The sequence below is a fragment of the Bifidobacterium sp. LH_413 genome (assembly GCF_056357015.1).
The window spans coordinates 71001-93909 of the sequence record NZ_JBKEVK010000001.1; the positions used below are offsets into that span (position 1 = coordinate 71001).

At 66.7% G+C, this 22909-nt stretch carries 18 protein-coding genes and 2 tRNA genes; 18 read left to right on the forward strand and 2 right to left on the reverse strand.

Annotation, left to right across the window (positions count from 1 at the left end; translation table 11 throughout):
- Positions 1-83 precede the first annotated feature (83 nt).
- The 3 genes from AC1AYN_RS00225 (at position 84) to AC1AYN_RS00235 (ending at position 980) form a co-directional block, all read left to right on the forward strand.
- Positions 84-157: transfer RNA gene (locus AC1AYN_RS00225), tRNA-Asp, on the forward strand.
- Between the two features lie 45 nt (positions 158-202).
- Positions 203-278: transfer RNA gene (locus tag AC1AYN_RS00230), tRNA-Phe, on the forward strand.
- Positions 279-539: 261 nt separating this feature from the next.
- Positions 540-980, forward strand: a complete 441-nt coding sequence (locus tag AC1AYN_RS00235; protein WP_476531368.1) for a nucleoside 2-deoxyribosyltransferase — start codon at positions 540-542, stop codon at positions 978-980.
- Between the two features lie 71 nt (positions 981-1051).
- Here AC1AYN_RS00235 and AC1AYN_RS00240 read toward each other — a convergent pair whose 3' ends face one another.
- Entirely contained in the window at positions 1052-2356 is a 1305-nt protein-coding gene (locus AC1AYN_RS00240; protein ID WP_476503101.1) for a class I SAM-dependent methyltransferase, read from the reverse strand.
- A 319-nt stretch (positions 2357-2675) separates the two neighbouring features.
- Between AC1AYN_RS00240 and fucO the strand changes: the two genes are divergently transcribed.
- Positions 2676-3827, forward strand: a complete 1152-nt coding sequence (fucO, locus tag AC1AYN_RS00245; RefSeq protein WP_476503102.1) for a lactaldehyde reductase — start codon at positions 2676-2678, stop codon at positions 3825-3827.
- Between the two features lie 290 nt (positions 3828-4117).
- On the opposite strand, the gene AC1AYN_RS00250 is transcribed toward fucO, so the two are convergent.
- Positions 4118-5041: a glycosyltransferase family 2 protein gene (locus AC1AYN_RS00250; protein ID WP_476503103.1), complete on the reverse strand. Its 924-nt coding sequence runs from the start codon at positions 5039-5041 to the stop codon at positions 4118-4120.
- Between the two features lie 123 nt (positions 5042-5164).
- Here AC1AYN_RS00250 and AC1AYN_RS00255 point away from each other — a divergent pair, with 123 nt between their 5' ends.
- The 14 genes from AC1AYN_RS00255 to AC1AYN_RS00320 all read left to right on the forward strand — a co-directional run bounded on the left by AC1AYN_RS00255 (position 5165) and on the right by AC1AYN_RS00320 (position 22888).
- Positions 5165-6628 (forward strand): AI-2E family transporter, encoded by a 1464-nt coding sequence (locus tag AC1AYN_RS00255; protein ID WP_476531369.1) that lies wholly within the window; start codon positions 5165-5167, stop codon positions 6626-6628.
- Positions 6628-7851: a glycosyltransferase family 2 protein gene (locus tag AC1AYN_RS00260; RefSeq protein WP_476503105.1), complete on the forward strand. Its 1224-nt coding sequence runs from the start codon at positions 6628-6630 to the stop codon at positions 7849-7851. Before AC1AYN_RS00255 ends, AC1AYN_RS00260 begins: the two co-directional genes overlap by 1 nt.
- A 116-nt stretch (positions 7852-7967) precedes the next feature.
- Positions 7968-9407 carry a D-alanyl-D-alanine carboxypeptidase/D-alanyl-D-alanine-endopeptidase gene (locus tag AC1AYN_RS00265; protein ID WP_476531371.1) on the forward strand — a complete coding sequence of 480 codons (1440 nt, stop codon included), beginning with the start codon at positions 7968-7970 and terminating at the stop codon, positions 9405-9407.
- Positions 9408-9462: 55 nt separating this feature from the next.
- Positions 9463-10026, forward strand: a complete 564-nt coding sequence (hpt, locus tag AC1AYN_RS00270; RefSeq protein ID WP_476503107.1) for a hypoxanthine phosphoribosyltransferase — start codon at positions 9463-9465, stop codon at positions 10024-10026.
- The gene (ftsH, locus tag AC1AYN_RS00275) at positions 10023-12116 is read left to right on the forward strand and encodes an ATP-dependent zinc metalloprotease FtsH (RefSeq protein ID WP_476531373.1); all 2094 of its coding nucleotides are present in this window, start codon (positions 10023-10025) and stop codon (positions 12114-12116) included. The genes hpt and ftsH overlap by 4 nt, the downstream gene beginning before the upstream one ends.
- A gap of 231 nt (positions 12117-12347) precedes the next feature.
- The gene (gene folE, locus AC1AYN_RS00280; protein WP_476503130.1) at positions 12348-12953 is read left to right on the forward strand and encodes a GTP cyclohydrolase I FolE; all 606 of its coding nucleotides are present in this window, start codon (positions 12348-12350) and stop codon (positions 12951-12953) included.
- A gap of 142 nt (positions 12954-13095) precedes the next feature.
- Positions 13096-13968, forward strand: a complete 873-nt coding sequence (gene folP, locus AC1AYN_RS00285; protein ID WP_476531375.1) for a dihydropteroate synthase — start codon at positions 13096-13098, stop codon at positions 13966-13968.
- Between the two features lie 181 nt (positions 13969-14149).
- Positions 14150-15661, forward strand: a complete 1512-nt coding sequence (gene folK / locus AC1AYN_RS00290; RefSeq protein ID WP_476531377.1) for a 2-amino-4-hydroxy-6-hydroxymethyldihydropteridine diphosphokinase — start codon at positions 14150-14152, stop codon at positions 15659-15661.
- Positions 15662-15745: 84 nt separating this feature from the next.
- The gene (locus AC1AYN_RS00295) at positions 15746-16312 is read left to right on the forward strand and encodes a DUF3180 domain-containing protein (protein WP_476531379.1); all 567 of its coding nucleotides are present in this window, start codon (positions 15746-15748) and stop codon (positions 16310-16312) included.
- A gap of 683 nt (positions 16313-16995) precedes the next feature.
- Positions 16996-18468 carry a DHA2 family efflux MFS transporter permease subunit gene (locus AC1AYN_RS00300; protein ID WP_476532284.1) on the forward strand — a complete coding sequence of 491 codons (1473 nt, stop codon included), beginning with the start codon at positions 16996-16998 and terminating at the stop codon, positions 18466-18468.
- A gap of 272 nt (positions 18469-18740) precedes the next feature.
- A complete protein-coding gene (locus AC1AYN_RS00305) occupies positions 18741-19013 on the forward strand; it encodes an ACT domain-containing protein (protein ID WP_034525826.1) in 273 nt (90 codons plus the stop codon).
- A gap of 30 nt (positions 19014-19043) precedes the next feature.
- On the forward strand, positions 19044-20408 hold the full coding sequence (locus AC1AYN_RS00310) for a DUF711 family protein (RefSeq protein ID WP_476503112.1): 1365 nt from the start codon (positions 19044-19046) through the stop codon (positions 20406-20408).
- Between the two features lie 781 nt (positions 20409-21189).
- Positions 21190-21828: a tRNA (cytidine(34)-2'-O)-methyltransferase gene (locus AC1AYN_RS00315; RefSeq protein WP_476531381.1), complete on the forward strand. Its 639-nt coding sequence runs from the start codon at positions 21190-21192 to the stop codon at positions 21826-21828.
- Positions 21829-21835: 7 nt separating this feature from the next.
- A complete protein-coding gene (locus tag AC1AYN_RS00320) occupies positions 21836-22888 on the forward strand; it encodes an HhH-GPD family protein (RefSeq protein WP_476531383.1) in 1053 nt (350 codons plus the stop codon).
- The last annotated feature ends 21 nt before the right edge of the window (positions 22889-22909 follow it).

Genomic DNA, 22909 nt, shown 5'->3' on the forward strand with positions numbered 1-22909 from the left:
TAAGGCGACACGCCGTGATTTGCGCGATGCTTCGTTTCGGGTAATATATTCACTCGTTGCCTCACGGAAACGCGAGAAACAACGGCCGCGTAGCTCAGTTGGTTAGAGCGCCGCCCTGTCACGGCGGAGGTCGCCGGTTCAAGTCCGGTCGTGGTCGCTAGGATGATTAGGAATCCGGTTTCGGGTTCATTGATTATCCAATGGCTCTGTAGCTCAGTTGGTAGAGCGAGCGACTGAAAATCGCTAGGTCAACGGATCGACGCCGTTCGGAGCCACCATGGAAACCCCGCAAGCACTGCTTGCGGGGTTTCGTTTATTCCTGTCTGAGGTTCCAGGGGTAGGCCTGGAATCCCTCTCAGTCGCGCTGCACGCGACAGCTCCCCCTGAAGGGGGAGCAAGGGGTTGGGGATGCGGGGAGCTTGATGACCGACGGGCGCTGCGGCGCGCCTGATTCCACATAGTGACCATATCGCGGTCGCTCGTCCGAAACGTGAACCGCATGGTGGTCGCTTGAACCGCCCCGCGTTTCAATGGTGGGCATGAACGATACGAACAACGACGACGAACATATCGACTTCTATGTGGCCGGGCCGTTCTTCGACCCGGAGCAGGCCCACAGCATGGAGCGTCTCGAACAGGTATTGGAAGACCATGGCAGGACGCTGTTCAAGCCGCGCTTCGCCAGTCAGATCGAGGAGGTCGGGCCGGAAGGCTGCTTCGCCGACGACATCAGGGGCATCGACGCCGCGGACGCCGTCATCGCGAACCTCATGGACGAGGACGCGGGCACGATGTTCGAGATCGGATACGCCTACGCGTCGGGCAAGCCGGTGTACGGCTACCGTGACGAGCTGACGCCGATGGACCGCGTGAACCTGATGGTCGCGCAGGCCGTCAAGGCCGTGTTCAACGGCCCCGAGGATCTGGCGAAATACCTCGAGACCGGAGAACACGAGGAAGTGGACTACATCCAGTTCTGACGGGGTCTCTCCCTCAGTCAGCCTGCGGCTGACAGCTCCCTCGTCAGAGGGAGCCAAGGGGAGGCCGAAGGTCACGCCTTCCACCAGGGGCGCAGCGGGTACCACTTGCCGTCCGGGTGGCCGGCGCGGTCCGGCCGCACGGCGAGGAACTGGTGGATCTGGATGCCGTCGAGCTCGAAGTTGAGCGCGCAGGCCGCCATGTACAGGCCCCACACCTTCGCCCGTTCGAAGCCGACCTGCTTCACCGCGTCCTCCCAATGCTCGGAGAGGTTGCGGTTCCAATGGTGCAGCGTCAGCGCGTAGTGCTGGCGCAGGTTCTCCTGATGCACCACGTTGAACCCGGCGTCGTGGATGCACGATTCGATGAATCCGGGCGCGCCCAAGTCGCCGTCGGGGAAGATGTAGCGGTCGAGGAACTCGTCGGTGCCCGGCTTGCCGTCCGGCTTGTCGTGGCTGATGGTGATCTGATGGTTGAGCAGGCGTCCCATCGGCTTCAGGAGCTTGAACATCTCCTCGAAGTAGCTGCGGTAGTTCTTCACGCCCACATGCTCCATCATGCCGATCGAGCTGATGCCGTCGAAGTCGCGTTCGGGCACCTCGCGGTAGTCCTGCACGCGCACCTCGGCGAGGTCGGACAGGCCTTCGCGCTCGATCCATTCGTTCGCGTACGCCGCCTGCTCCTTGGAGAGCGTGACGCCGAGCGCCTTGATGCCGCGGCGTGCGGCCGCGATGACCATCGAGCCCCAGCCGCAGCCGATGTCGAGCAGACGCTGGCCGGGCTCCAGTCCGAGCTTGTCGAGGATCAGGCGCAGCTTGTTGGCCTGCGCGTCCTCGAGGCTCATGTCCTCGTTCTCGAACACCGCGCAGGTGTACGTCATCGAAGGCCCGAGGAAGTCCGCGTAGAACTCGTTGGACATGTCGTAGTGGAAGCTCACCGTCTTGGAATCGGCCTTCTCGGTGTGGGGGAGCAGCCCCTCTTTGATGCGGGCGAACTTGCTCGGCCCCTCGGTGGCCGGCACCGGCGGCCGCCTGAATCCGTGGCTCAGGATCCCGGCCGTCACGCGCGCCATCGAGACCGGCGTGATCGGCTTGACGTATTTCGCCATCGACACCATCGCGCGCATCGCCGGGTACGGGTCGGCGTAGTCGATGCCCTCCACGTCGAAGTCGCCGAGCACGTACGCGCGCACGACGCCGATCTCGTTCGGGTGTGCGAGCAGCTGGTACATGCAGTTCGGGCTGGCGATGCGCACCTTGAGCGCCGCATCGGCCGCGCCGAAATGCGAACCGTCGAACGCGTCCACCCTCACGGGCGCGTCGTCCCTCAGGAACAGTCCCACCATCTCGCCGACCGTCATCGATTTCCCGTTCGCCATGATTCACCTCCGGTACCGTGGCGGGAGATGGCGTCTCCCGCACGCGCGCTTGCGTCCGCGTGCACGCATAGTCGTGTGTCCGCGCGTCCTCGTGTGTCATTGCCGCACCATTCGAACCCCATGATGCAGCGCCCATGATAGTCCCGTGCGATGTGGCGGAAACGCCGGGGGAATGCATGGTTTCCGACGATGATGCGAAATCGTGCCCGGCAATGGTTGGGAACGCTCCCATCGGCGAGTACACTGGATGTCGTCGGGCGGTGCAGCGATGTACCGACCCACGGTAGTAAGGCAAAGACACAGCTTAAAGGAGAGCCTTATGGTCTATCGCATGATTTTCAACCAGACCGCGTACTTCGGTCGTGGCGCGATCAAGGAGATCCCGACCGTCGCGAAGCAGCACGGCTTCACGAAGGCGTTCATCGTCACCGATCCGGTCCTGCTCGAGACCGGCACCGCCGAGAAGGTCACCAAGGTCCTCGACGAGGCCGGCCTGCCGTACGAGGTGTTCTCCAACGTCAAGCCGAACCCGCCGGTCGAGTGCATCAAGGACGGCGTCGAGAAGTTCGCCGCCTCCGGCGCCGACTTCCTGATCGGCCTGGGCGGTGGTTCCCCGCAGGACACCTGCAAGGGCATCGGCATCATCACCGCCAACCCGGAGTTCTCCGACGTGCTGTCGCTCGAGGGCGTCGCCGACACGAAGAACCCGTCCGTGCCGATCTTCGGCGTGCCGACCACCGCCGGCACCGCCTCCGAGACCACCATCAACTACGTGATCACCGATACGGCCAACAAGCGCAAGTTCGTGGCCGTCGACCCGCACGACATCCCGATCGTCGCGTTCGTCGACCCGGATCTGACCGACTCGATGCCGCGCGGCCTCAAGGTCGCCACCGGTCTCGACGCCCTGACCCACGCGATCGAGGGCTACATCACGCCGGGCGCGTGGTCGCTGTCCGACTGCCTGTCGATGCAGACGATCCGCATGATCGCGAAGAACCTCGCCAAGTCCGCCGACGGCGACGTGCCGGCCGGCGAGCAGATGGCGTACGCCTCGTACATCACCGGCATGGCCTACTCGAACGTCGGCCTCGGCCTGGTGCACGGCATGGCCCACCCGCTGGGCGGCCGCCTCGGCGTCGCGCACGGCGTCGCCAACGGCATCCTGCTGGCGCCGGTCATGGAGTACAACAAGGACTACACGGGCGAGAAGTACCGCGACATCGCCGATGCGTTCGGCATCGAGGACGCCTACACGGGCGACCTCGAGAAGGTGCGCGAGGAGGCCGTGCAGGCCGTCCACAAGCTCACCGTGGATCTGAAGAACCCGACCAAGATCTCCGAGGTCGGCGCCACCGAGGCGGATCTCGCCCCGCTCGCCCACGACGCGTTCAACGACGTGTGCACCCCGGGCAACCCGCGCAAGGCCACCGAAGAGGAGATCCTCGCCATCTACAAGTCCCTGATGTGATGTAGCCATAGCCCCCTCTGACGAGGGGGCTCCCGGCGCAGCCGGGTGGGGGAGAGACAGCGGCCGCAGGCCGCGGGGAAACGGAATCGGCCTTCGGCCGATGCAATGTTCCCGCGGCCTGCGGCCGCTCTGCTTCTCTCCCTCCGTCATCGCTTCGCGATGACACCTCCCTCGTCAGAGGGAGGCAACACGGCTGGCCTCATATCGGCTCGCCTGTCGGCTCGCACATCGTCTGCAAACGCCTCAGGCGTTTGCTTCACGGCGATGCCCCGTCAGAGGGAGGACCGGGACTACTCGTGCTTTTCGTCCCATTCCTCGTCGGTGGGGGTCTCGTCGTAGAGTTCGCGACCCTCCTTCTCGGCGAGCTCCATCTGCTCGTTGATCCACGCGGCTTCGGCCGGGTTGATGTCGGCCGAGTCCAGCACCTTCTGCCACACCGGGTAGAACAGGTGCATCGCCGGGTAGAGCGCGGTGAACAGGATCTCCGGCTTGTGCTTGCGCCAATGCTGCGGATGCGCGTCGAACGTGTTGCGGAACCGCTTCATGTAATTGCGGAACGACGAGAGCGACGTGTCCATGCGGCGCGCGCTCATGCCGGCGATCATGCGCGGCGAGTACACGGTCTTCAGCCCCTTGCCCATCAGGTGCAGGGAGATGTCGATGTCCTCGTGCATCACGTCCGCCTTGTCGCGGCACACCTCGCCGGAGATCGCGCGCCAGGCGGAGGCGCGCAGCGCCATGTTCGAGCCGAACAGCAGCGGCTGGCCGCCGTCCGCCTTGTAGATGCGCCTGCGCAGCGAATTGTCGCCCTTCAATCCGAAATGGCGCGACGGCATGTCGTAGTACATGACCGGTCCGGTCGCGCCCATCGCCTCGGGATCCTCGGTGAAGATGCCGGAGACGACCTCCACCCAGTCGGGCTTGATCATGCAGTCCGCGTCGAAACGGCCGAGCACGTCGCCGGTGGCATGGTCGAGGCCGTAGTCGCGCGTGGGGATGAGCCCCTGTTCGGCGTCCTGATGCATGAGCTTGATCGGCGCCTCGGGATGCTCCTTGATGAACCGTTCGACGATCTCGCAGGTGTTGTCGGTGGAACGGTTGTCCACGACGATGACTTCGTAGGGCATCACGGTCTGCCGGATCGTGTTGAGCAGGCAGTCGGCGATGCGTTCGGCCTCGTTCCAGGCCGGGATGACGATCGAGACGTTCAGCATGAAGCCCAAGGATAATGTCGCGGGCGTACACGGGCGGCGGCCGACGCGGCCATACACGCCGCCCGAAAGCGAACATCGGGTGAACGGTTCCGCCTATCGCACCCGACGCTACAATGGGGAGCCATGAATCAAAGCGTGCGTGACCATACCTCAGACGAGGACGCCGAACAGCGGTGGGATTTCGGCACCCTCTTCCCGTCGAAGGGGGACCCGCGCAAGCCTCCGGAATGGTTCAGCCGCGCGCTGCTCTACGTGGCCATCGCCGTCATCGCGTTCAACTTCTGCTTCCAGTCGTGGGGCAAGATCTCCTATCTCGTGCTCGACATCGTCATCTCGTTCTTCCTGGCGCTCGCCATCGAGCCGATGGTCGTCGCGCTCGTCAAGCACGGGTGGAAGCGCTCCGTCGCCTCGCTGGCCGGCCTGCTCACGGTGGCGCTCGTCATCGGCGTGCTGTTCTCCCTGTTCGGCAGCATGTTCCTCCAGCAGATGATCGCCATGATCTACGGCATCCCGTCCACCTACGAGCAGATCCGCTCGTTCGTCGTCGACCAGTTCTCGGTCGACATCCCGGACATGAACAATCTGGGCGCCGAACTGATGAAATCCGATCTGCTCAAGAGCTTCCAGACCTCGTGGGTGAGCGATTTCGCCGGCACCGCGATCAGCACGGTCGGCGGCCTGTTCTCGTTCCTGCTGCAGCTGCTCACCGTCGTGATGACCACCTACTACATCTCCGCCGCCGGCCCGAAGCTGCGCCGCTCGTTCTGCCAGTGGATGGCCCCCGGCATGCAGAAGCGGTTCCTGCTCGTGTGGACGGTCGCGCAGGACCAGATCTCCTCGTTCCTGTTCTCCCGTTCGATCCTCGCCCTGATCAACGCCACGTGCACGGCGATCTTCCTCGAAGTACTCAACGTGCCCTACTGGCTGCCGCTCGCCCTATTCTGCGGCGTGGTCTCCCAGTTCATCCCGACGGTCGGCACGTACATCGGCGGCGCGCTGCCCGTCCTGTTCGCCTGGGGCAACCGCGGGTGGACGTACGCGGTCGCGGTGCTCGTGTTCATCATCGTGTACCAGCAGATCGAGAACCTGATCCTCTCGCCGGTCATCTCCCGCCGCACGATGGACATCAACGAGGCGGTCGCGTTCCTCGCCGTGCTCGCGTTCGGCTCGCTGTTCGGCGCGCTCGGCGCGTTCCTCGCGCTGCCGGTCACCGCTTCGCTGCAGACCATCTTCCGCGTGTACACGCGCCGGTACGATCTGGTCGATTCGCCGTTGATGAACGATCCGGTGGGACGCAAGTCGAAGGTGGTCGAGGCGTCCGAGGCGTTCAACGAGCACGTGCTGCACCCGATCGGCGAGCATATGCCGCGCGCCGCGAAGGGATCGACGAGCCGCGTGCCGATGAACGACGAGATCCGTCGCCTCCAGGAGCAGATCTACGCGATTCCGCACGACGGCGAAGACGGCGGCGACGGTCACGCGCGCACCGCCGACGAGGACGACTCCGCCACCGTGGCGATTCCGCAGGGCGTGCTGAAACCCGATGAACCCGATACCCCCGACAACCCCCGTGCGAGGTGGCGCTGATGGTCCTGCTCACCGTACTCGATATCCTGCTCGTCATCGTCGGCGGCGCCGGCATGGTCTACCAGGGGGCGTGCATCCTCATCTCCCTGTTCTCCAAGCCGGTCCGCTTCCCGGACGCCCCGATGGACAAACGCTACGCGGTGCTGATCTCCGCGCGCAACGAGTCGAAGGTCATCGGCAACCTCATCGACTGCATCCACGGGCAGACGTACCCGCGCGAGCTCATCGACATCTGGCTCGTCGCCGACAACTGCACCGACGACACGGCCGACGTGGTGCGCGCGATGGGATGCCACGTGGTCGAACGCCACAACGACAAGCTCATCGGCAAGGGCTACGCCCTGACCTACCTGCTCGACCACATGGTCGACGAGGGGCTGTCCGACACGTACGACGCGTACTTCGTGTTCGACGCGGACAACAAGCTCGACAAGCACTACTTCGAGGAGATGAACAAGGCGTTCCAGTCGGGCTTCCGCATCCTCACCTCCTACCGCAACTCGGTGAACCTCAACGACAACTGGGTCTCCTCCGGCTCGGCGCTGTGGTTCATCCGCGAATCGCGATTCCTCAACAACTCGCGCATGCTGTTCGGTTCCAGCTGCCACGTGGGCGGCACCGGATTCATGTTCTCCAAGGAGGTCATGAAGCGCAACAAGGGATGGAAGTTCCACCTGCTCACCGAGGACCTCGAGTTCACGATGGACTCGGTGCTGCACGGCGACCGCGTCGGCTACTGCGGCACCGCCGTCCTCTACGACGAGCAGCCGGTCACGTTCGCGCAGAGCTGGCGTCAGCGCCTGCGCTGGAGCAAGGGCTTCCTGCAGGTGTTCCGGTACTATGGTCCGTCGCTGATCCGCCGCGCGGTGCGTGAACGCGACTTCTCCGCCGTCGACTTCACGCTGCTGCTGTGCCCGTTCACCGTGCTCGGCGTGGCCCGCGTGATCCTCGGCGCGCTGTTCGCCGCGTTCGGGTTCGTCTCGTGGTCGAGTCAGCTGGGCGCGCTCACCGGATGGGTGAACGGCATCGTCCTGTCCGTCCTCGGCATGATGGCGCTCGCCGGCCTGACGATCGTGGCCGAGCGCGGCCAGATCGGCGCGACCAACAAGGAGCTGTTCGCCTACGTGCTCGCGTTCCCGATCTACATACTCTCCTACGTCCCCATCTCCTTCCAGGCCATCTTCTCCAAAGCCCAATGGAAACCGATCCAGCACAAAGGCTGAGCCGTTAAGAAAACAGTCCGGTGGACTGTTTTTAGGCTCAGCCGAGCGGCGGCAGCCGCGAGGTGATGATGAGTCCGGCCGTAGGCCGGTCCATAATTGCTAATAAAAGGTGAGGTATGAACACGAACCCAGTCCGCAAGTCCCATCGCGTCGCCGTGTGCGCGACCTGCGTCGCGCTCACGCTCGCCGCGTGCGTCGGCTACACGGCCGCCGACGTGGCCGACGTCGCGCCGGGCCTGCTCACCTTCGCGCCCGTCGAGACGCGCACGTACCCCGACCCCGCCGCGACCGTCGCCGCCGGCACGGTCGTCGGCGACGTGGCCGTCGGCGCGACGATCGACAAGACGAAGGCCGAGGCGCTCATCAAAACGCTCGGCGAGGCGGACGGTGTCGGTGACGACTATTCAGTCGTGATCGCCGATGCGAAGGGCAACGTGGTCGCCGAGCATGAGGCGACGACGCCGCGCCAGCCGGCGTCGACGACGAAGACTCTCACCGCGTTCGCCGCCGCAAGCACGCTGGAGATGGGGTCGACGCTCGACACCACGACCTACCTCACCCACGGATCCGACGATTCCACCGTCGTGCTCAAGGGCGGCGGCGACATGCTGCTCGGCGCGGGGGAGAGCGACGACACCCACGTCAACGGCCGCGCCGGTCTCGCGACGCTCGCGCGCGAGACCGCGGCCGCGCTGAAGGCGAAGGGCGTGACCTCGGTCGCGCTCGTCGCCGACGACACCCTGTTCGGCGACGACCGCACGCCGGACGGCATCGAGGAGAACAACGACGAGAACCGCTACTACACGCCGATCTCGTCGATGGCGATCGACGGAGGACGCGACTGGAGCGGCCTCAACGAGGAGGACGCCGACGATTTCGAGGAGTATCCGATGCTCTCTCAGGACACGGCGGCGGACGTGGCGGACACGTTCGAGACGCTCCTCGCCGGCGACGGCATCCAGGTCTCCGAATCGTCCGCCGCGACCGAATCGTCCGACCTGTCCGGCGCCACGCGTCTCGCCAAGGTGAGCTCGGCGCCGCTCAACGAGGTCATGGCGTTCATGATGCGCCATTCCGACAACACGCTCGCCGAGCTGTTCGCCCGTCTCACCGCGCTGAAGCTCGGCACCGGCGATTCGATCGACGGCGACGTCAAGGCCGTCACGAAGGTGCTCGCCGAACAGGGCGTCTCCACCGACGGCCTGCACATGACCAGCTGCTCTGGCCTCGCGCCCGGCACGACGCTCACCGTGAAGACGCTCGCCCAGGTGCAGTCGAAGTACGTCGATCCGGACGGCGGCGCGGCGGCCGCGTCCGAGGGCCTGGCGCTGCCCGGGCTCGTCGGCACCGTGAGGAACCGCATCGCCGATGATTCCGCGCTCGGGCTGCTGCGCGTGAAGACCGGTGCGCTGGGCGACGTGCGCGCGCTCGCCGGCAACGTGTCGCGCGTCGGCGGCGGCGTGCTCACGTTCGCGGCGATCGTCAACGATCCCGATGACGGCGCGGCCGCGAACAGCGCGCTCGACACGTTCGCCGCCTCCCTGACGAAACTCTGAATTCTCCCAGTTACCGCCAAGAAACACGTCACTCTCGTGTGCCAAGATGGGGTGCATGCGAATCGCTGACGTACAAGAAGACATCGACCACGAGCTGGTCAGTGCAGAGAAGATCCACGCCATCATCGAGCATGCCGCGGCGCAGGCGAGCGAGGACTACCAGGGGAAGGACCCGCTGCTCGTCGCCGTGCTCAAGGGAGCGGTGAACACGCTCGCCGCGTTCTCGCAGGCGCTCTCCATCCCCTGCCAGATCGACTTCATGAGCCTGTCCAGCTACGGTTCGGGCACCGTCTCCAGCGGCACCGTGACGATCCGCCAGGATCTGTCGACCGATGTTCGCGGTCGGCACATTCTCATCGTCGAGGATATCGTTGACTCAGGTCGTACGCTGGCTTGGCTGGTCGAGGAGCTGAAGCGGCGCGGGGCCGCCTCGGTGGAGATTTTCGCCCTGCTGGAGAAGCCCGCCCGCCGCGAGGTGGACGTGGACGTGAAGTACAAGGGGCTGGAGATCCCGGACGAATTCGTCGTCGGATTCGGCTTGGACTATGACGAGCGGTACCGCAATCTCGACTCGATCGCCGTGCTCAAGCCGGCAGTGTATCAAGGAGAACAGGCATGAGTTTCCCCCAGGGGCCCGGGCAGCCGAACAACGGCGGCAACGGCAACCCGTTCAACAATCCGTTCCGCCGCAACAACGATAACGGCAACGGCAACAAGCCGAACCGCAAGGGCGACAAGAACGGCGGCGACAAGCCGTTCTGGCAGTCCCCGTGGTTGTGGGGCGCCGTCGTGGTCGTGCTCGTCGCCATGATGTTCCAGATGTTCGCCGGCACCGGCGCGCAGACCATCGACACCAAGGACGGCCTGCAGCTGCTCAACGGCGGTCAGGTGACCTACGCGAAGATCGTCGACAACAAGCAGAAGGTCACGCTCGAACTCAAGAGCGACTTCAACAAGCAGGACCCGGACACCGGCAAGAACCACAACTACGGCGACAAGGTCCAGTTCTACTACACGTTCGCGCAGGGGCAGGATATCCTCAAGGCCGTCCAGAAGGCCGACCCGTCGAAGGGCTGGAGCGCCGACATCGAGCAGACCAGCATGATGAGCTACCTCATCACCTCGATCCTGCCGTTCGTGATCTTCTTCGCGCTGTTCTGGTGGCTGATGAGCCGCATGGGCGGCGCCTCCGGCATGCTCGGCATGGGCGGCAAGAAGAACAACGGCAAGCTGCTCGAAGGCCAGACCCCGACCACGAAGTTCTCCGACGTGGCCGGCGAGGACGAGGCGCTCGCCGAGGTCGAGGAGATCAAGGACTTCCTCAAGGATCCGTCCAAGTACAAGGCGCTCGGCGCGCGCATCCCGCGCGGCGTGCTCCTGTACGGCCCTCCCGGCACCGGCAAGACGCTGCTCGCGCGCGCCATCGCCGGTGAGGCGGGCGTGCCGTTCTACGCGATGGCCGGCTCCGACTTCGTCGAGATGTTCGTCGGTCTCGGCGCCTCCCGCGTGCGCGACCTGTTCGACGAGGCGAAGAAGAACGCCCCGGCGATCATCTTCATCGACGAGATCGACGCCGTCGGCCGCAAGCGCGGCTCCGGCATGTCCGGCGGGCACGACGAGCGCGAGCAGACGCTCAACCAGCTGCTCGTCGAGATGGACGGCTTCGACAACGACACGAACCTCATCATCATCGCCGCGACGAACCGTCCCGACGTGCTCGACCCGGCCTTGCTGCGCCCGGGCCGCTTCGACCGCCAGGTGGGCGTCGCCGCGCCGGACCTCGAAGGCCGCGAGGCGATTCTCAAGGTGCACGCGAAGGGCAAGCCGTTCGTCCCCGACGTCGACCTGCACATGGTCGCCGTCCGCACGCCGGGCTTCACCGGCGCCGACCTGGCCAACGTGCTCAATGAGGCGGCCCTGCTGTGCGCCCGCGCCGGCGCCCAGCTCATCGACAACCGCGCCATCGACGAGGCCATCGACCGCGTCCAGGCCGGCCCGAAGCGCAAGTCGAAGGGCATGGCCCTCGACGAGCTGCGCAACACCGCCTACCACGAGGGCGGCCACGCGCTCGTCGCCGCAGCACTGCACAACACGGACCCGGTCACCAAGGTGACGATCCTGCCGCGAGGCCGCGCGCTCGGCTACACCGCCGTGATGCCCACCTCCGACCGCTACTCGCAGTCGCGCAACCAGCTGCTCGACCAGATGGCGTACGCGATGGGCGGCCGCACCGCCGAGGAGATCGTCTTCCACGATCCGACCACCGGCGCCTCCAACGACATCGAGAAGGCGACGAACATCGCCCGCACGATGATCACCCAGTACGGCTTCTCCTCGAAGCTCGGCGCGATCAAGTGGGCGGACGACGAGGACCAGAGCGGTGATCTGGGCAGCCTCGCGCCGCACAACTACTCGAACCGCACCGCCGAGGTCATCGACGAGGAGGTGCTCAAGCTCGTCGAGACCGCGCACACCGAGGCGTGGAACATCATCAACGAGAACCGTGACATCCTCGACGAGCTCGTGCGCCAGCTGCTCGTCAAGGAGACGCTGAACGAGAAGGAGCTCGCCGCGATCTTCGCGCCAATCCGCAAGGCGCCGGTCCGCCAGGTGTGGCTGTCCGACGAACGTCGCCCCGACTCCGACCTGCCGCCCGTCGAAATCCCCGAATCGCTCAAGCGCTCGGTCGGCATGAAGCCGGGGGAGTGACGCATGGCCAGGCACGCGCAGAACATCTCCCTGCCGGACTCGCCGTCACCGGTCCGCGAGGTCTCCGACGCCAAGCCGTCCGGTGACGTCTCCCGCAAGCCCGGCATGGTGCAGGCGAGGCCGCACCACGCCGGCCACGGCGGACCGGGCGCCCCGGCGCAGGCGCAGTCCCGCGCCGCGCAGGACGGCTCCGCCCTGCAGGTCTCCCTGCCGCAGTCTCCCCGCGGGCATATCGCCGCGAGCCAGCCGCGCGGCGAGGCCGCGGCCGACGGTCCCGCCTACGACGAGGACGGCGTGCGCAAGGCCGTGCGCATGTTCCTCAAGGCGATCGGCGAGGATCCGGACCGCGAGGGGCTGGTCGAGACGCCGGACCGCATCGCGCGCGCCGGCCGCGAACTGTTCGCCGGACTCGGCGCGTCGCCGGAGCATGTGCTCGAGAAGCATTTCGACGTGGACACCGACGAGCTCGTGCTCGTCAAGAACATCGAACTGTATTCGGTATGCGAGCATCATCTGCTGCCGTTCCACGGCGTCGCCCACGTCGGCTACATCCCCGCCAAGGACGGGGTCATGGGGCTGAGCAAGCTCGCCCGGCTCGTCGAGGTGTACGCGCGTCGGCCGCAGGTCCAGGAGCGCCTCACCCAGCAGATCGCCGACGCGCTCGTCGAATACGCGGGCGCGCGCGGCGTGATCGTCGTCACCGAATGCGAGCACCTGTGCATGTCGATGCGCGGCGTGAAGAAATCCGAGGCGCGCACGGTCACGTCCGCGGTGCGGGGCCTCCTGCGCAACCCCGCCACCCGCGCCGAGGCCATGAGCCTCATCATGAGCCGCTAGGCGGTTCCGGGGGCGGCGGTACACCCCCTCAGTCGGCCTGCGGCCGCCAGCTCCCCCTCAAGGGGGAGCAGAATATTTTGTATATTGCTCCCCCTTGGAGGGGGAGCTGTCCCGCGGGGCGGGACTGAGGGGGGTAATCGCGATGACCATCGATCTCAAGGCGCTGCATGACGCCACGCGCACGCTCGTCATGGGCGTGCTCAACATCACCGAGGACTCGTTCTCCGACGGCGGCCTCTGGCTCGACCCGCACGCCGCCGCCGACCACGGCCGTGCGATGATGGCCGCCGGCGCGGACATCATCGACATCGGCGCCGAATCGACGCGTCCCGGCGCGAAGCGCGTGAGCGAGGAGGACGAGCTCGCGCGCATCACCGGCGCGGTCGAGGCGCTCATCCCGGCCGGTGCGACGCTGTCCATCGACACGACGCGCGCGACCGTCGCCGCCGCGGCGCTCGACGGCGGCGCGCAGATCATCAACGACGTGTCCGGCGGCACGCTCGACACCGAACTGCCGCACGTCGTCGCCGACCACGACTGCCTGTACATCGTCCAGCATTGGCGCGGCTGGCTCGCCGGCTCCAAGACCGGCGCCCCCGACGCCGACACCTCGCATTACGAGCACGGCGTGCTCAAGGACGTACACGACGAGCTCATGCGCCAGGTCGACGCGGTGCTCGCCGCCGGCGTCGCCCCCGAACGCATCATCATCGATCCGGGTCTCGGATTCTCGAAGCCCGGCATCGCGCACAATCTGCCGCTGCTCGCCGGACTCGACCGGTTCCGCGCGACCGGCTACCCGGTGCTCATCGGGCAATCGCGCAAACGCTTCGTCACCGCGATCCTCGACAGTGCCGGATTCACGGACGTCACGATGGACGCGCGCGACGACGCCACCGCCGCGTTCAGCGCCCTGTGCGCGGAACACGGCGCGTGGGCGGTGCGCGTCCACGACGTCGCCCGCAGCCGCGCCGCCGTCGCCGTCGGCGACACGTGGCGCGAATACGCGAGGTGACCTATGCCCCCTCAGTCGGCCTGCGGCCGCCAGCTCCCCCTGAAGGGGGAGCAAAAGTATGTAACGACATGCTCCCCCTCAGAGGGAGCGAACGGCGCAACGATATGCTCCCCCTGAAGGGGGAGCTGTCCGACGGAGTCGGACTGAGGGGGTGCCGGAAGACGAGACGGAAGGAACTGACATGGACACGATCACTTTGACCGGTGTGCGGGCGAACGGGACGCACGGCGTGCTCGACTTCGAGCACGAGCGTGCGCAGCCGTTCGTCGTCGACGCGACCCTCCACCTCGACCTCGCCGCCGCCGGCCGCTCCGACGCGCTCGGCGACACCGTCGACTACGGCCGCGCCGCCAAGGTGATCGTCGACGTCATCGAAGGCGACCACGTCGACCTCATCGAGAAACTCGCGCAGGATATCGCCGACAGACTGCTCGCCATCGATCCGATCCGCGCGGTCGACGTGACCGTGCACAAGCCGCACGCGCCGATCACCGTGCCGTTCGACGACGTCGCCGTGCGCATCACGCGCACGCGCGACGCGGCGTCCGCCGGGAACGGCGCGGCGGACGGTGCCGGCGCGGCTGTGGCGACGGACGCCGGCGACGGTGCCGCGCATCGCGTCGTCATCGCGCTCGGCGGCAACCAGGGTGACGTCGAGGCGACGTTGCGTGACGCGGTGCGCCGCATCGACGCGCTCGACGGCACGCAGGTCACCGGCGTCTCGCCGCTCTACCGCACCGCCGCGTGGGGCATGGCCGACGGCACCCCCGACTTCCTCAACGCCGTGGTCGAGGCGACGACCACGCTCGACGCGCGCACGCTGCTCGACGCGCTCCAGCGCATCGAACGCGACCACGGGCGCACGCGCGAAACCCACTGGGCGAGCCGCACGCTCGACCTCGACATCATCGACTACGACGGCGTCGAATCCGACGCGCCCGACCTGACGCTGCCGCATCCGCGCGCATGGCAGCGGGCGTTCGTGCTCGTGCCGTGGGCGGCGCTCGACCCGCACGCCGACCTTCCCGGCCTGCACGGCGGCCCGGTGAACGAACTCGCCGAAGGGCTGCTCGCCGAGGCGGACGGCGACGAGCCGCCGGTCGAGCGCGTCGTCGGCGACTGGATGAGCGGGACGCGGGACGGTGATTCCGGTGATGCCGGCGCATCCGACGCGGGCACAGGTGCCGATGACGCCGGAACCGGTTCCACGGATGGCGCGACCGTGCCGCTCAAGGCCGTCATCTCGATGGACTCGACCTCCACCGACGCGGAACACCTGTTCCGCGAGGCGATCGTCGCCATCGACGGACTGCCCGGCAGCCAGGTCGACGGCATCTCGCCGCTCTACCATGTGAGCAGCTTCGACGGGCCGGACGCGATGAGCGCCGTCATCCAGATCGAGACGAAGCTCGGCGCACGCGCGCTGATCGCCGCGCTCGGCACCATCGAAGGCACGCACGACGGCGCGATCGACCTCGACCTCGTCGACATGGAGCACGTGACCGCGGACGAGCCGGACTGCCGCGTGCCGTGGCCGAGCGCCAGGACCCACGCCTCCGTGCTCGCGCCGTGGATGGACATGGACCCGAACGCCACGCTCGGCGGCGACCCGGTCTCGTTCCTGCTCGCGATGGCACCCGACGCGGGCATGGTCGGACAGCTGAGCGACAACTGGATCATCGGCGCGAAATGACGGGAAACGCCGGGGCGCGTGGATACGCGAGGATAGGCGCATACGCGGGAACTCCCCGGTGACGGACGAACGGAAGGACACGAGATGAAGGCGCATAGGACACCATGGTGGCAGCCGGCGCTCGGATTGGCGCTGGGACTGGCCGCCGGCGCGGGCGTCGCCGTATTGGGCGAACGGTACGGGCTCACGCTGATCGGCGCGCCCTGGTTCGTCGCGGCGCTGCTCGTCGCCATCGGCGTGCTCGTGCTCGTGCTCGCGATCAACGTGCACAAGTACGCGACCACCGATCCGCGCAAACGGCCGCACACGTTCATCAACCCGACGATCGCGTTCCACACGCTCGTGCTCGCCAAGGCGCTCGCGTTGGCGGGGGCGGCGCTCGCCGGATGGTATTTCGGCCAGATCATCCCGTCCATCGGGCACATGGAGGCCGAGTTCTACGCGCAGGCGGTGACCGAGTGCGCGGTAACCGGCGTGATCTGCCTCGCGGACATGATCGTCGGGCTCGTGGGGGAGTGGCTATGCCAGCTGCCGCCCAACGAGGGACCGGAGAACCCGAAGATGAAGCAGGCCGCGCGCGAACGCGGCATCACCCCCGCCGCCGCGAAGACCGCGGAGACCACGGTGCGTGACGCCGGGCGCAGGCGGTGAGCGCGACGTTCTTCGGCCCCCTCTGACGAGGGGGTGTCAGCCGCAGGCTGACTGGGGGAGAGACAGCGGCCGCAGGGCGCGGGAAAAACGAATCGGCCTTCGGCCGATGCCGTATCTTCCGCGGCCTGCGGCCGCTCCGGTCTCTCCCTCCGTCATCGCTTCGCGATGACACCTCCCTCGTCAGAGGGAGGCGAAACGTCGGCGGACTGGGGGAGGTTGCCGCACGCGGGATTTTCCGCGACACGCCCGGCTCGCTTACGAAAAAACGGAAAACGTACTACGGTCACATCTCGACTTGATAACCGCATGCCTCCGGCGCATTCTCCGCCTCGGGGCATGCGGTTTTTCGTTGCCGTCGGGACCCGGACGTTAGGGGTTCTCGATTCCCCGCCGATGATGCCGCCGCCGTGCGTTTCCCGCGAAACGCGCGGCGTGCGCGGCCATGTCTGCGGCATGCGGTCATGTCTGCGGTCATGCTGCGGTATGCCGCCCATGTGCGGGAATCGCCCGGCGGCGACGCATCGATACAGATAAGAAGAGGTTTTCCGTTGTCCGATCAGACAACCGTCCGCAATGATTCCGTTTCCGGTGGCCAGGCCGCCGGCTCCGTGGCTGGTTCCGTGGCTGGTTCCGCGACCGCCAAGCCGCATCTCGACCACGTCTCCTACGAGGTCGCGACCCCCGTGCCCGGCGGCGCCCCCGCCCCGCGCTTCGCGCATCCGCACCGCGTGATGCTCGGCCTGTACTTCGGCGCGTTCCTCGGCATGCTGTCCGAGACATCGATGAACATCGCCATCCCCGATCTGATGGACGAGTTCTCCGTCTCCTCCGGCACCGCGCAGTGGATGGTCGTCGGCTACATGCTCGCCATCGGCATCGTGCTGCCGTGCGTCGGCTTCCTGCTCAAGTGGGTCAAGGCGAAGACGCTCGTGCTGTTCGCACTCGCCTGCTTCCTCGTCGGCGCGCTCGTGTGCACCGTGGCGACCACGTTCCCGGTACTGCTCGCCGGCCGCATCGTGCAGGGCGTGAGCACCGGCATCGTGCTGCCCACCCTGTACGCCGCGATCATGCGCGTGTTCCCGCCGTCGAAGATCGGCGCCGCCAACGGCGTGGCCGGTCTCGTCGTCATGTTCGCGCCGGTCGTCGGCCCGACCGTCGCCGGCGCGCTCATCGGTGCCATCTCCTGGCGTGCGATTTTCGCCCTGTTCGCCGTGATCGCCGCCATCGCGATTGCCTGCACCGCGCTGTTCTTCGTCACGCCGATCGAACGCACCCGTCCGGCCGTCGACGTGCTCTCCATCCTCGCGTCCGCGCTCGGCTTCGGCTGCCTCGTCGCCGGCGTGAGCCTCGTGAGCGACATGGGCTTCTCGCCGGCCGTCATCGGACTGCTCGTCGTCGGCGTCATCGTCCTCGCCTTCTACGCGCACCGCCAGCTCACCATCGCCACGCCGCTGCTCGACCTGCGCGCGCTCGGCATCGCGGCGTTCCGCACGCCGGCCATCATGGTCTCCTGCTCGTTCGCCTGCACGCTCGCGTTCATGTACCTCGTGCCGCAGGAGCTGCAGCGCGGCCTCGGCCTGAGCTCCACCGTCGCCGGCCTGCTCATGCTGCCCGGCGGCATCGTCAACGCGCTGTGCACGCTCGGCGCCGGCCGACTGTTCGACCGCCACGGCGCGCGTCGTCTCGTCTGGATCGGCGTGGCGATGACCGCGGTCGGCGGCGCGCTGTTCTTCGCGATCGGCGCCGGTTCGCCCGTCGCCCTGTTCCTCGCCGCGCACATCATCGTGATGGTCGGCATCCCGTTCATCCAGCAGTCCACGCAGTCCGCCGCGCTGAAGGCGCTGCCGGGCCGCATGGCCGCCGACGGCAGCACGATCCTCAACACGATGCAGCAGGTGTGCGGCGCCATCTCCACTGCCGTCGCCACCTGCCTGCTCGGCCTCGGCCAGGCGACCTACACGGCCGGCGGCGGCACCGATCCGGCGCAGGGCTTCGTGGACGGCTCCCGCTACGGCTACCTGTTCGGGCTCGTGCTCATCGTGCTCGTGCTCGTCTTCTCGTTCGCGCTGAAGGAGCGCGCCCGCCGCGAACCGGAGATGACCCCGGTCGAGGTCGACGAGGCCGTCGAAACCGGCGAGAAGAAGCTCGCCGCGTAGCGTCCTTGTTATGGCTCCCTCTGACGAGGGAGCTGGCCGCGAAGCGGACTGAGGGAGAGAAACCGTGGACTTCGTGCCGGGGTCTCTCCCTCCGCCGGCCCGACGGCCGGCACCTCCCTCGTCAGAGGGAGGCGATTCCGTCGTGGACGTTCCATGACGCACCAACGGGTGTTCACCTATACTGGTGAACACCCGTTTTTCGTATTCTCCGAGCCAATCCCCAAACCGGACCGGCATCACCGGACATCACACCAAACCATTCAGGGAGCGCCATGAACAAGGCAATCATCACCGTCGTCGGCCAGGATACGGTCGGCATCATCGCACGCGTGTGCACCTACCTCTCGCAGCACAACGTCAACGTGCTCGACATCTCCCAGACCATCATCGACGGCTACTTCAACATGATGATGATCGTCGACTATGCGAACTCCGACAAGGAGTTCAGCGCCATGGTCGGCAACCTCGAGGACCTCGGCGACGACATCGGCGTGCGCATCCGCTGCCAGCGCGAGGAGATCTTCACCAAGATGCACCGCATCTAGCCTCGCCGGACCGAGCCGAAAGGAAGAACCATGCTGAATATCATGGAGGTCCACGAGACCAACCAGATGATCGAACAGGAGAAGCTCGACGTGCGCACCATCACGATGGGCATCTCGCTGCTCGACTGCGCGAGCGACGACGTCGACGAGACCTGCGACAACATCTACCGCAAGATCACCACGTACGCGAAGGACCTCGTCTCCACCGGCGAGGACATCGAACGCGACTACGGCATCCCGATCGTCAACAAGCGCATCACCGTCACCCCGATCTCGCTGGTCGGCGCGAGCTGCTGCAAGACGAGCGGGGACTTCGTCAAGATCGCCCACGCGCTCGACCGTGCGGCCAAGGAGGTCGGCGTCAACCTGATCGGCGGTTACTCGGCGCTCGTCTCGAAGGCGATGACCCCGGCCGAGGAGCTGCTCATCCGCTCCCTGCCGCAGGCGCTCTCCGAAACCGAGGTGGTCTGCTCGTCCGTCAACGTCGGCTCCACGAAGACCGGCATCGACATGAACGCGGTCGAGCTGCTCGGCCACATCGTCAAGGACATCGCGCACGCCACCGCCGACATCGACTCCTACGGCTGCGTGAAGTTCGTCGCGTTCTGCAACGTGCCCGACGACAACCCGTTCATGGCGGGCGGATTCCACGGCGTGACCGAGGGCGACGCGGTCATCAACGTGGGCGTCTCCGGCCCCGGCGTCGTCTCGCGCGCGCTCGATGCCGCGAAGGGCAAGGACTTCGAGTTCCTGTGCGAGACGATCAAGCGCACCGCGTTCAAGATCACGCGCGTCGGCCAGCTGGTCGCGCAGGAGGCGTCGCGACGGCTGGGCGTGCCGTTCGGCATCATCGACCTGTCGCTCGCGCCGACCCCGGCCGTGGGCGATTCCGTCGGCGAGGTGCTCGAGAAGATCGGTCTCGAACAGGTGGGCGCGCCCGGCACGACCGCCGCGCTCGCGATGCTCAACGACCAGGTGAAGAAGGGCGGCATCATGGCGTCCTCCTACGTGGGCGGCCTGTCCGGCGCGTTCATCCCGGTCTCCGAGGACAAGAACATGATCGACGCGGCCGGCAACGGATGCCTCACCATCGAGAAGCTCGAGGCGATGACCTGCGTGTGCTCGGTCGGCCTCGACATGATCGCCATCCCCGGCGACACATCCGCCGCGACGATCTCCGGCATCATCGCCGACGAGGCGGCCATCGGCATGGTCAACCAGAAGACCACCGCCGTGCGCGTCATCCCGGTCGAGGGCAAGGGCGTCGGCGAGATGGCGAACTTCGGCGGCCTGATGGGCTACGCGCCGATCATCCCGGTCAACCAGACCTCGTGCGAGGCGTTCGTCACCCGCGGCGGCCGCATCCCCGCCCCGATCCACTCGTTCAAGAACTGATTCGTACGCGGGAAACCGATTCGTTCGGGAACCGAAGTCATCCCCGCGAACGTACCGCCAGTCCTCCGTCTCCCCTTCCGGCGCAAGGAATCCCGGAAAACAACCGCTTCATCCGGGTTTTCTTGCGCTGACGGGTTCTCAGTGCAAGAGTTCCCGGAAAACAACCGCTTTGTCCGGGAATAGTTGCGCTGACCGGTTCTCAGCGCAAGGAATCCCGGTCCGGGTTTTCTTGCGCCGGGGCCTGTCCCGGCAAGGCGGATCCTCTGGGCGGATTCCTCGGGGGCGGGGCGTCCGGTGTAAAGGCTATCTGCATTGGAAGGGGTGCTTCCGTCATGGCGCGGATCGCCATTTCTCTTGCGAGGGGTATCCGCTGCGGCGTGAGGGCGGGTATCGACAGTACAATTCCCCGGGATCGTGCCATTTTGGTAGTCTCTTCGCATGATCGGGTACCCCTCGTAAGCGAGATGTCTGTCGGTGGACGTCGCAAAGCACCCCTCGTAACGCAGTTTGATGCTGATTAGGTGCCGTTTCGATGCCGATTAGGTGCCGATATGCAAGCATCTCCGCAACGTCTGACGCACGCGTTTCCCGTAGCGTCCGGTTCCTTCGTCATGTGCAGTCATCCGTATCCGGCATGGCTCCGCCGGGGCCATGCCCGGCCTTCCGCCGCCCGGCATCCGTGTCGGGCAGAGCATGCCCTATGCTCGATTGTCGGTCGCGATCCGCTAGGAGCGGCGCGTACGATCCGCAATCACGATGAACAAGGGATGACGGTGGCGATATGAGTGAAAACGGAAACCCGGAAGACAAAGTCGAGAAGATGTTCGAATACGGCTACCGCAAGTCGAACTACGGGCCGGACGAGCTCGTGACCGACGCGCACGGCAACCCGATCAGCGTGGTCGACGCGATGCTCACCGCAGAGAAGGCGGCCGAGGCAGAGACCGTCACCCCGCACCTGTGCTACTACTCGCCGCGCATCCCCGGCAACACCGGTTCCGCGATCCGCCTGTGCGCGGTGACCGGCACGATCCTGCACCTCGTGGAGCCGCTCGGCTTCAACCTGCGCGACACGAAGCTGCGCCGCGCCGGCCTCGACTACCACGATATGGCGCATGTGGTGCTGCATCCGAACTTCGAGAACCTCGTCGAGTCGATGCCGAACTCGCGCATCATCGCGTTCACCGCGCACGCCACGAAGCTGTACACGGAGATCGAATACAAGCCGACCGACATCCTCCTGTTCGGGCCGGAGCCGGGCAACATCCCCGATCCGATGGACATCATGGCCGGCCCGCACGTCGCCGAGCAGGTCAGGCTGCCGATGCGCCCGTCGCTGCGCTCGCTGAACCTCACGAACTGCGCGTCGATCGCGATCTACGAGGCCTGGCGCCAGCTGAACTTCGCCGGCGGCCGGTGACCTCGGCATGACCGATACTGTTGCCGTGGACTCGCCCACAGGCTTACCCGCCGGCGCGTCCCGTCCCAACGCCGCCCGCGCCGCCCGCGTCCGCCTGCGCCTCGCCGCATGGTGGGAGGCGAACGCCCGCGACCTGCCGTGGCGTTTCGGCCGCACGACGCCGTGGGGGATCCTCGTGTCGGAGGTGATGAGCCAGCAGACGCAGATGAGCCGCGTCGTGCCGTACTGGACCGCGTGGATGGCGAAGTGGCCGGATGCGGCCGCGCTCGCCGCCGCGCCGAAATCCGACGTGATCACTGCGTGGGGCCGTCTCGGCTACCCCCGCCGCGCCCTGCGCCTGCAGGAGTGCGCGCGCGTCGTCGCCGGCGAGTGCGGCGACGACCTGCCGCGCACGTACGACGCGTTGGTCGCGTTGCCCGGCGTCGGCGACTACACGGCGAGCGCGGTGATGAGTTTCGCGTACGGCGAGCGGATCGCCGTCGTCGATACGAACATCCGTCGCGTCCTCGCGCGCGTGTTCGCGGGTGAGGAGTCGCGTGGCGGCGCGGCGAGCGCGGCGGAACGCGCGCTCGCCGCCGCCGTCCTTCCGCGCGATGACGGAGGCGATCGTGCCGGAACCGATGATTCCGATGATGTTCCACGCGATGTTCCACGCGATTCCGGTGATGTTTCACATGACGTTTCACGCGATGTCCCGCACGTCCCATCCGTCACGTGGAACCAGTCGGTGATGGAGCTGGGCGCGCTCGTGTGCACGGCGAAGAACCCGCTGTGCGACCATTGCCCGGTGCGCGACGACTGCGCGTTCCTCGCCGCGGGCCGGCCCGGGCTGGGGGAGCGGCGCACGCGGCCCCGGCAGCGGTTCCGGGGCACGGACCGCCAGGTGCGCGGCATCGTCCTCGACGCGTTGCGCAGGCTGCCGGCCGAGTCCATGTTGGAGCGTGCGACGGTCGAGACGTTGTGGAAGGACCGCGCGCAGCTCGACACCTGCGTGGCGGGCCTCGACGAGGACGGTCTCATCGAGATCCTCCCCGGCGGCGCGATCCGGCTGCCGCGATAGACGCGATAGACTGAAAGGCAC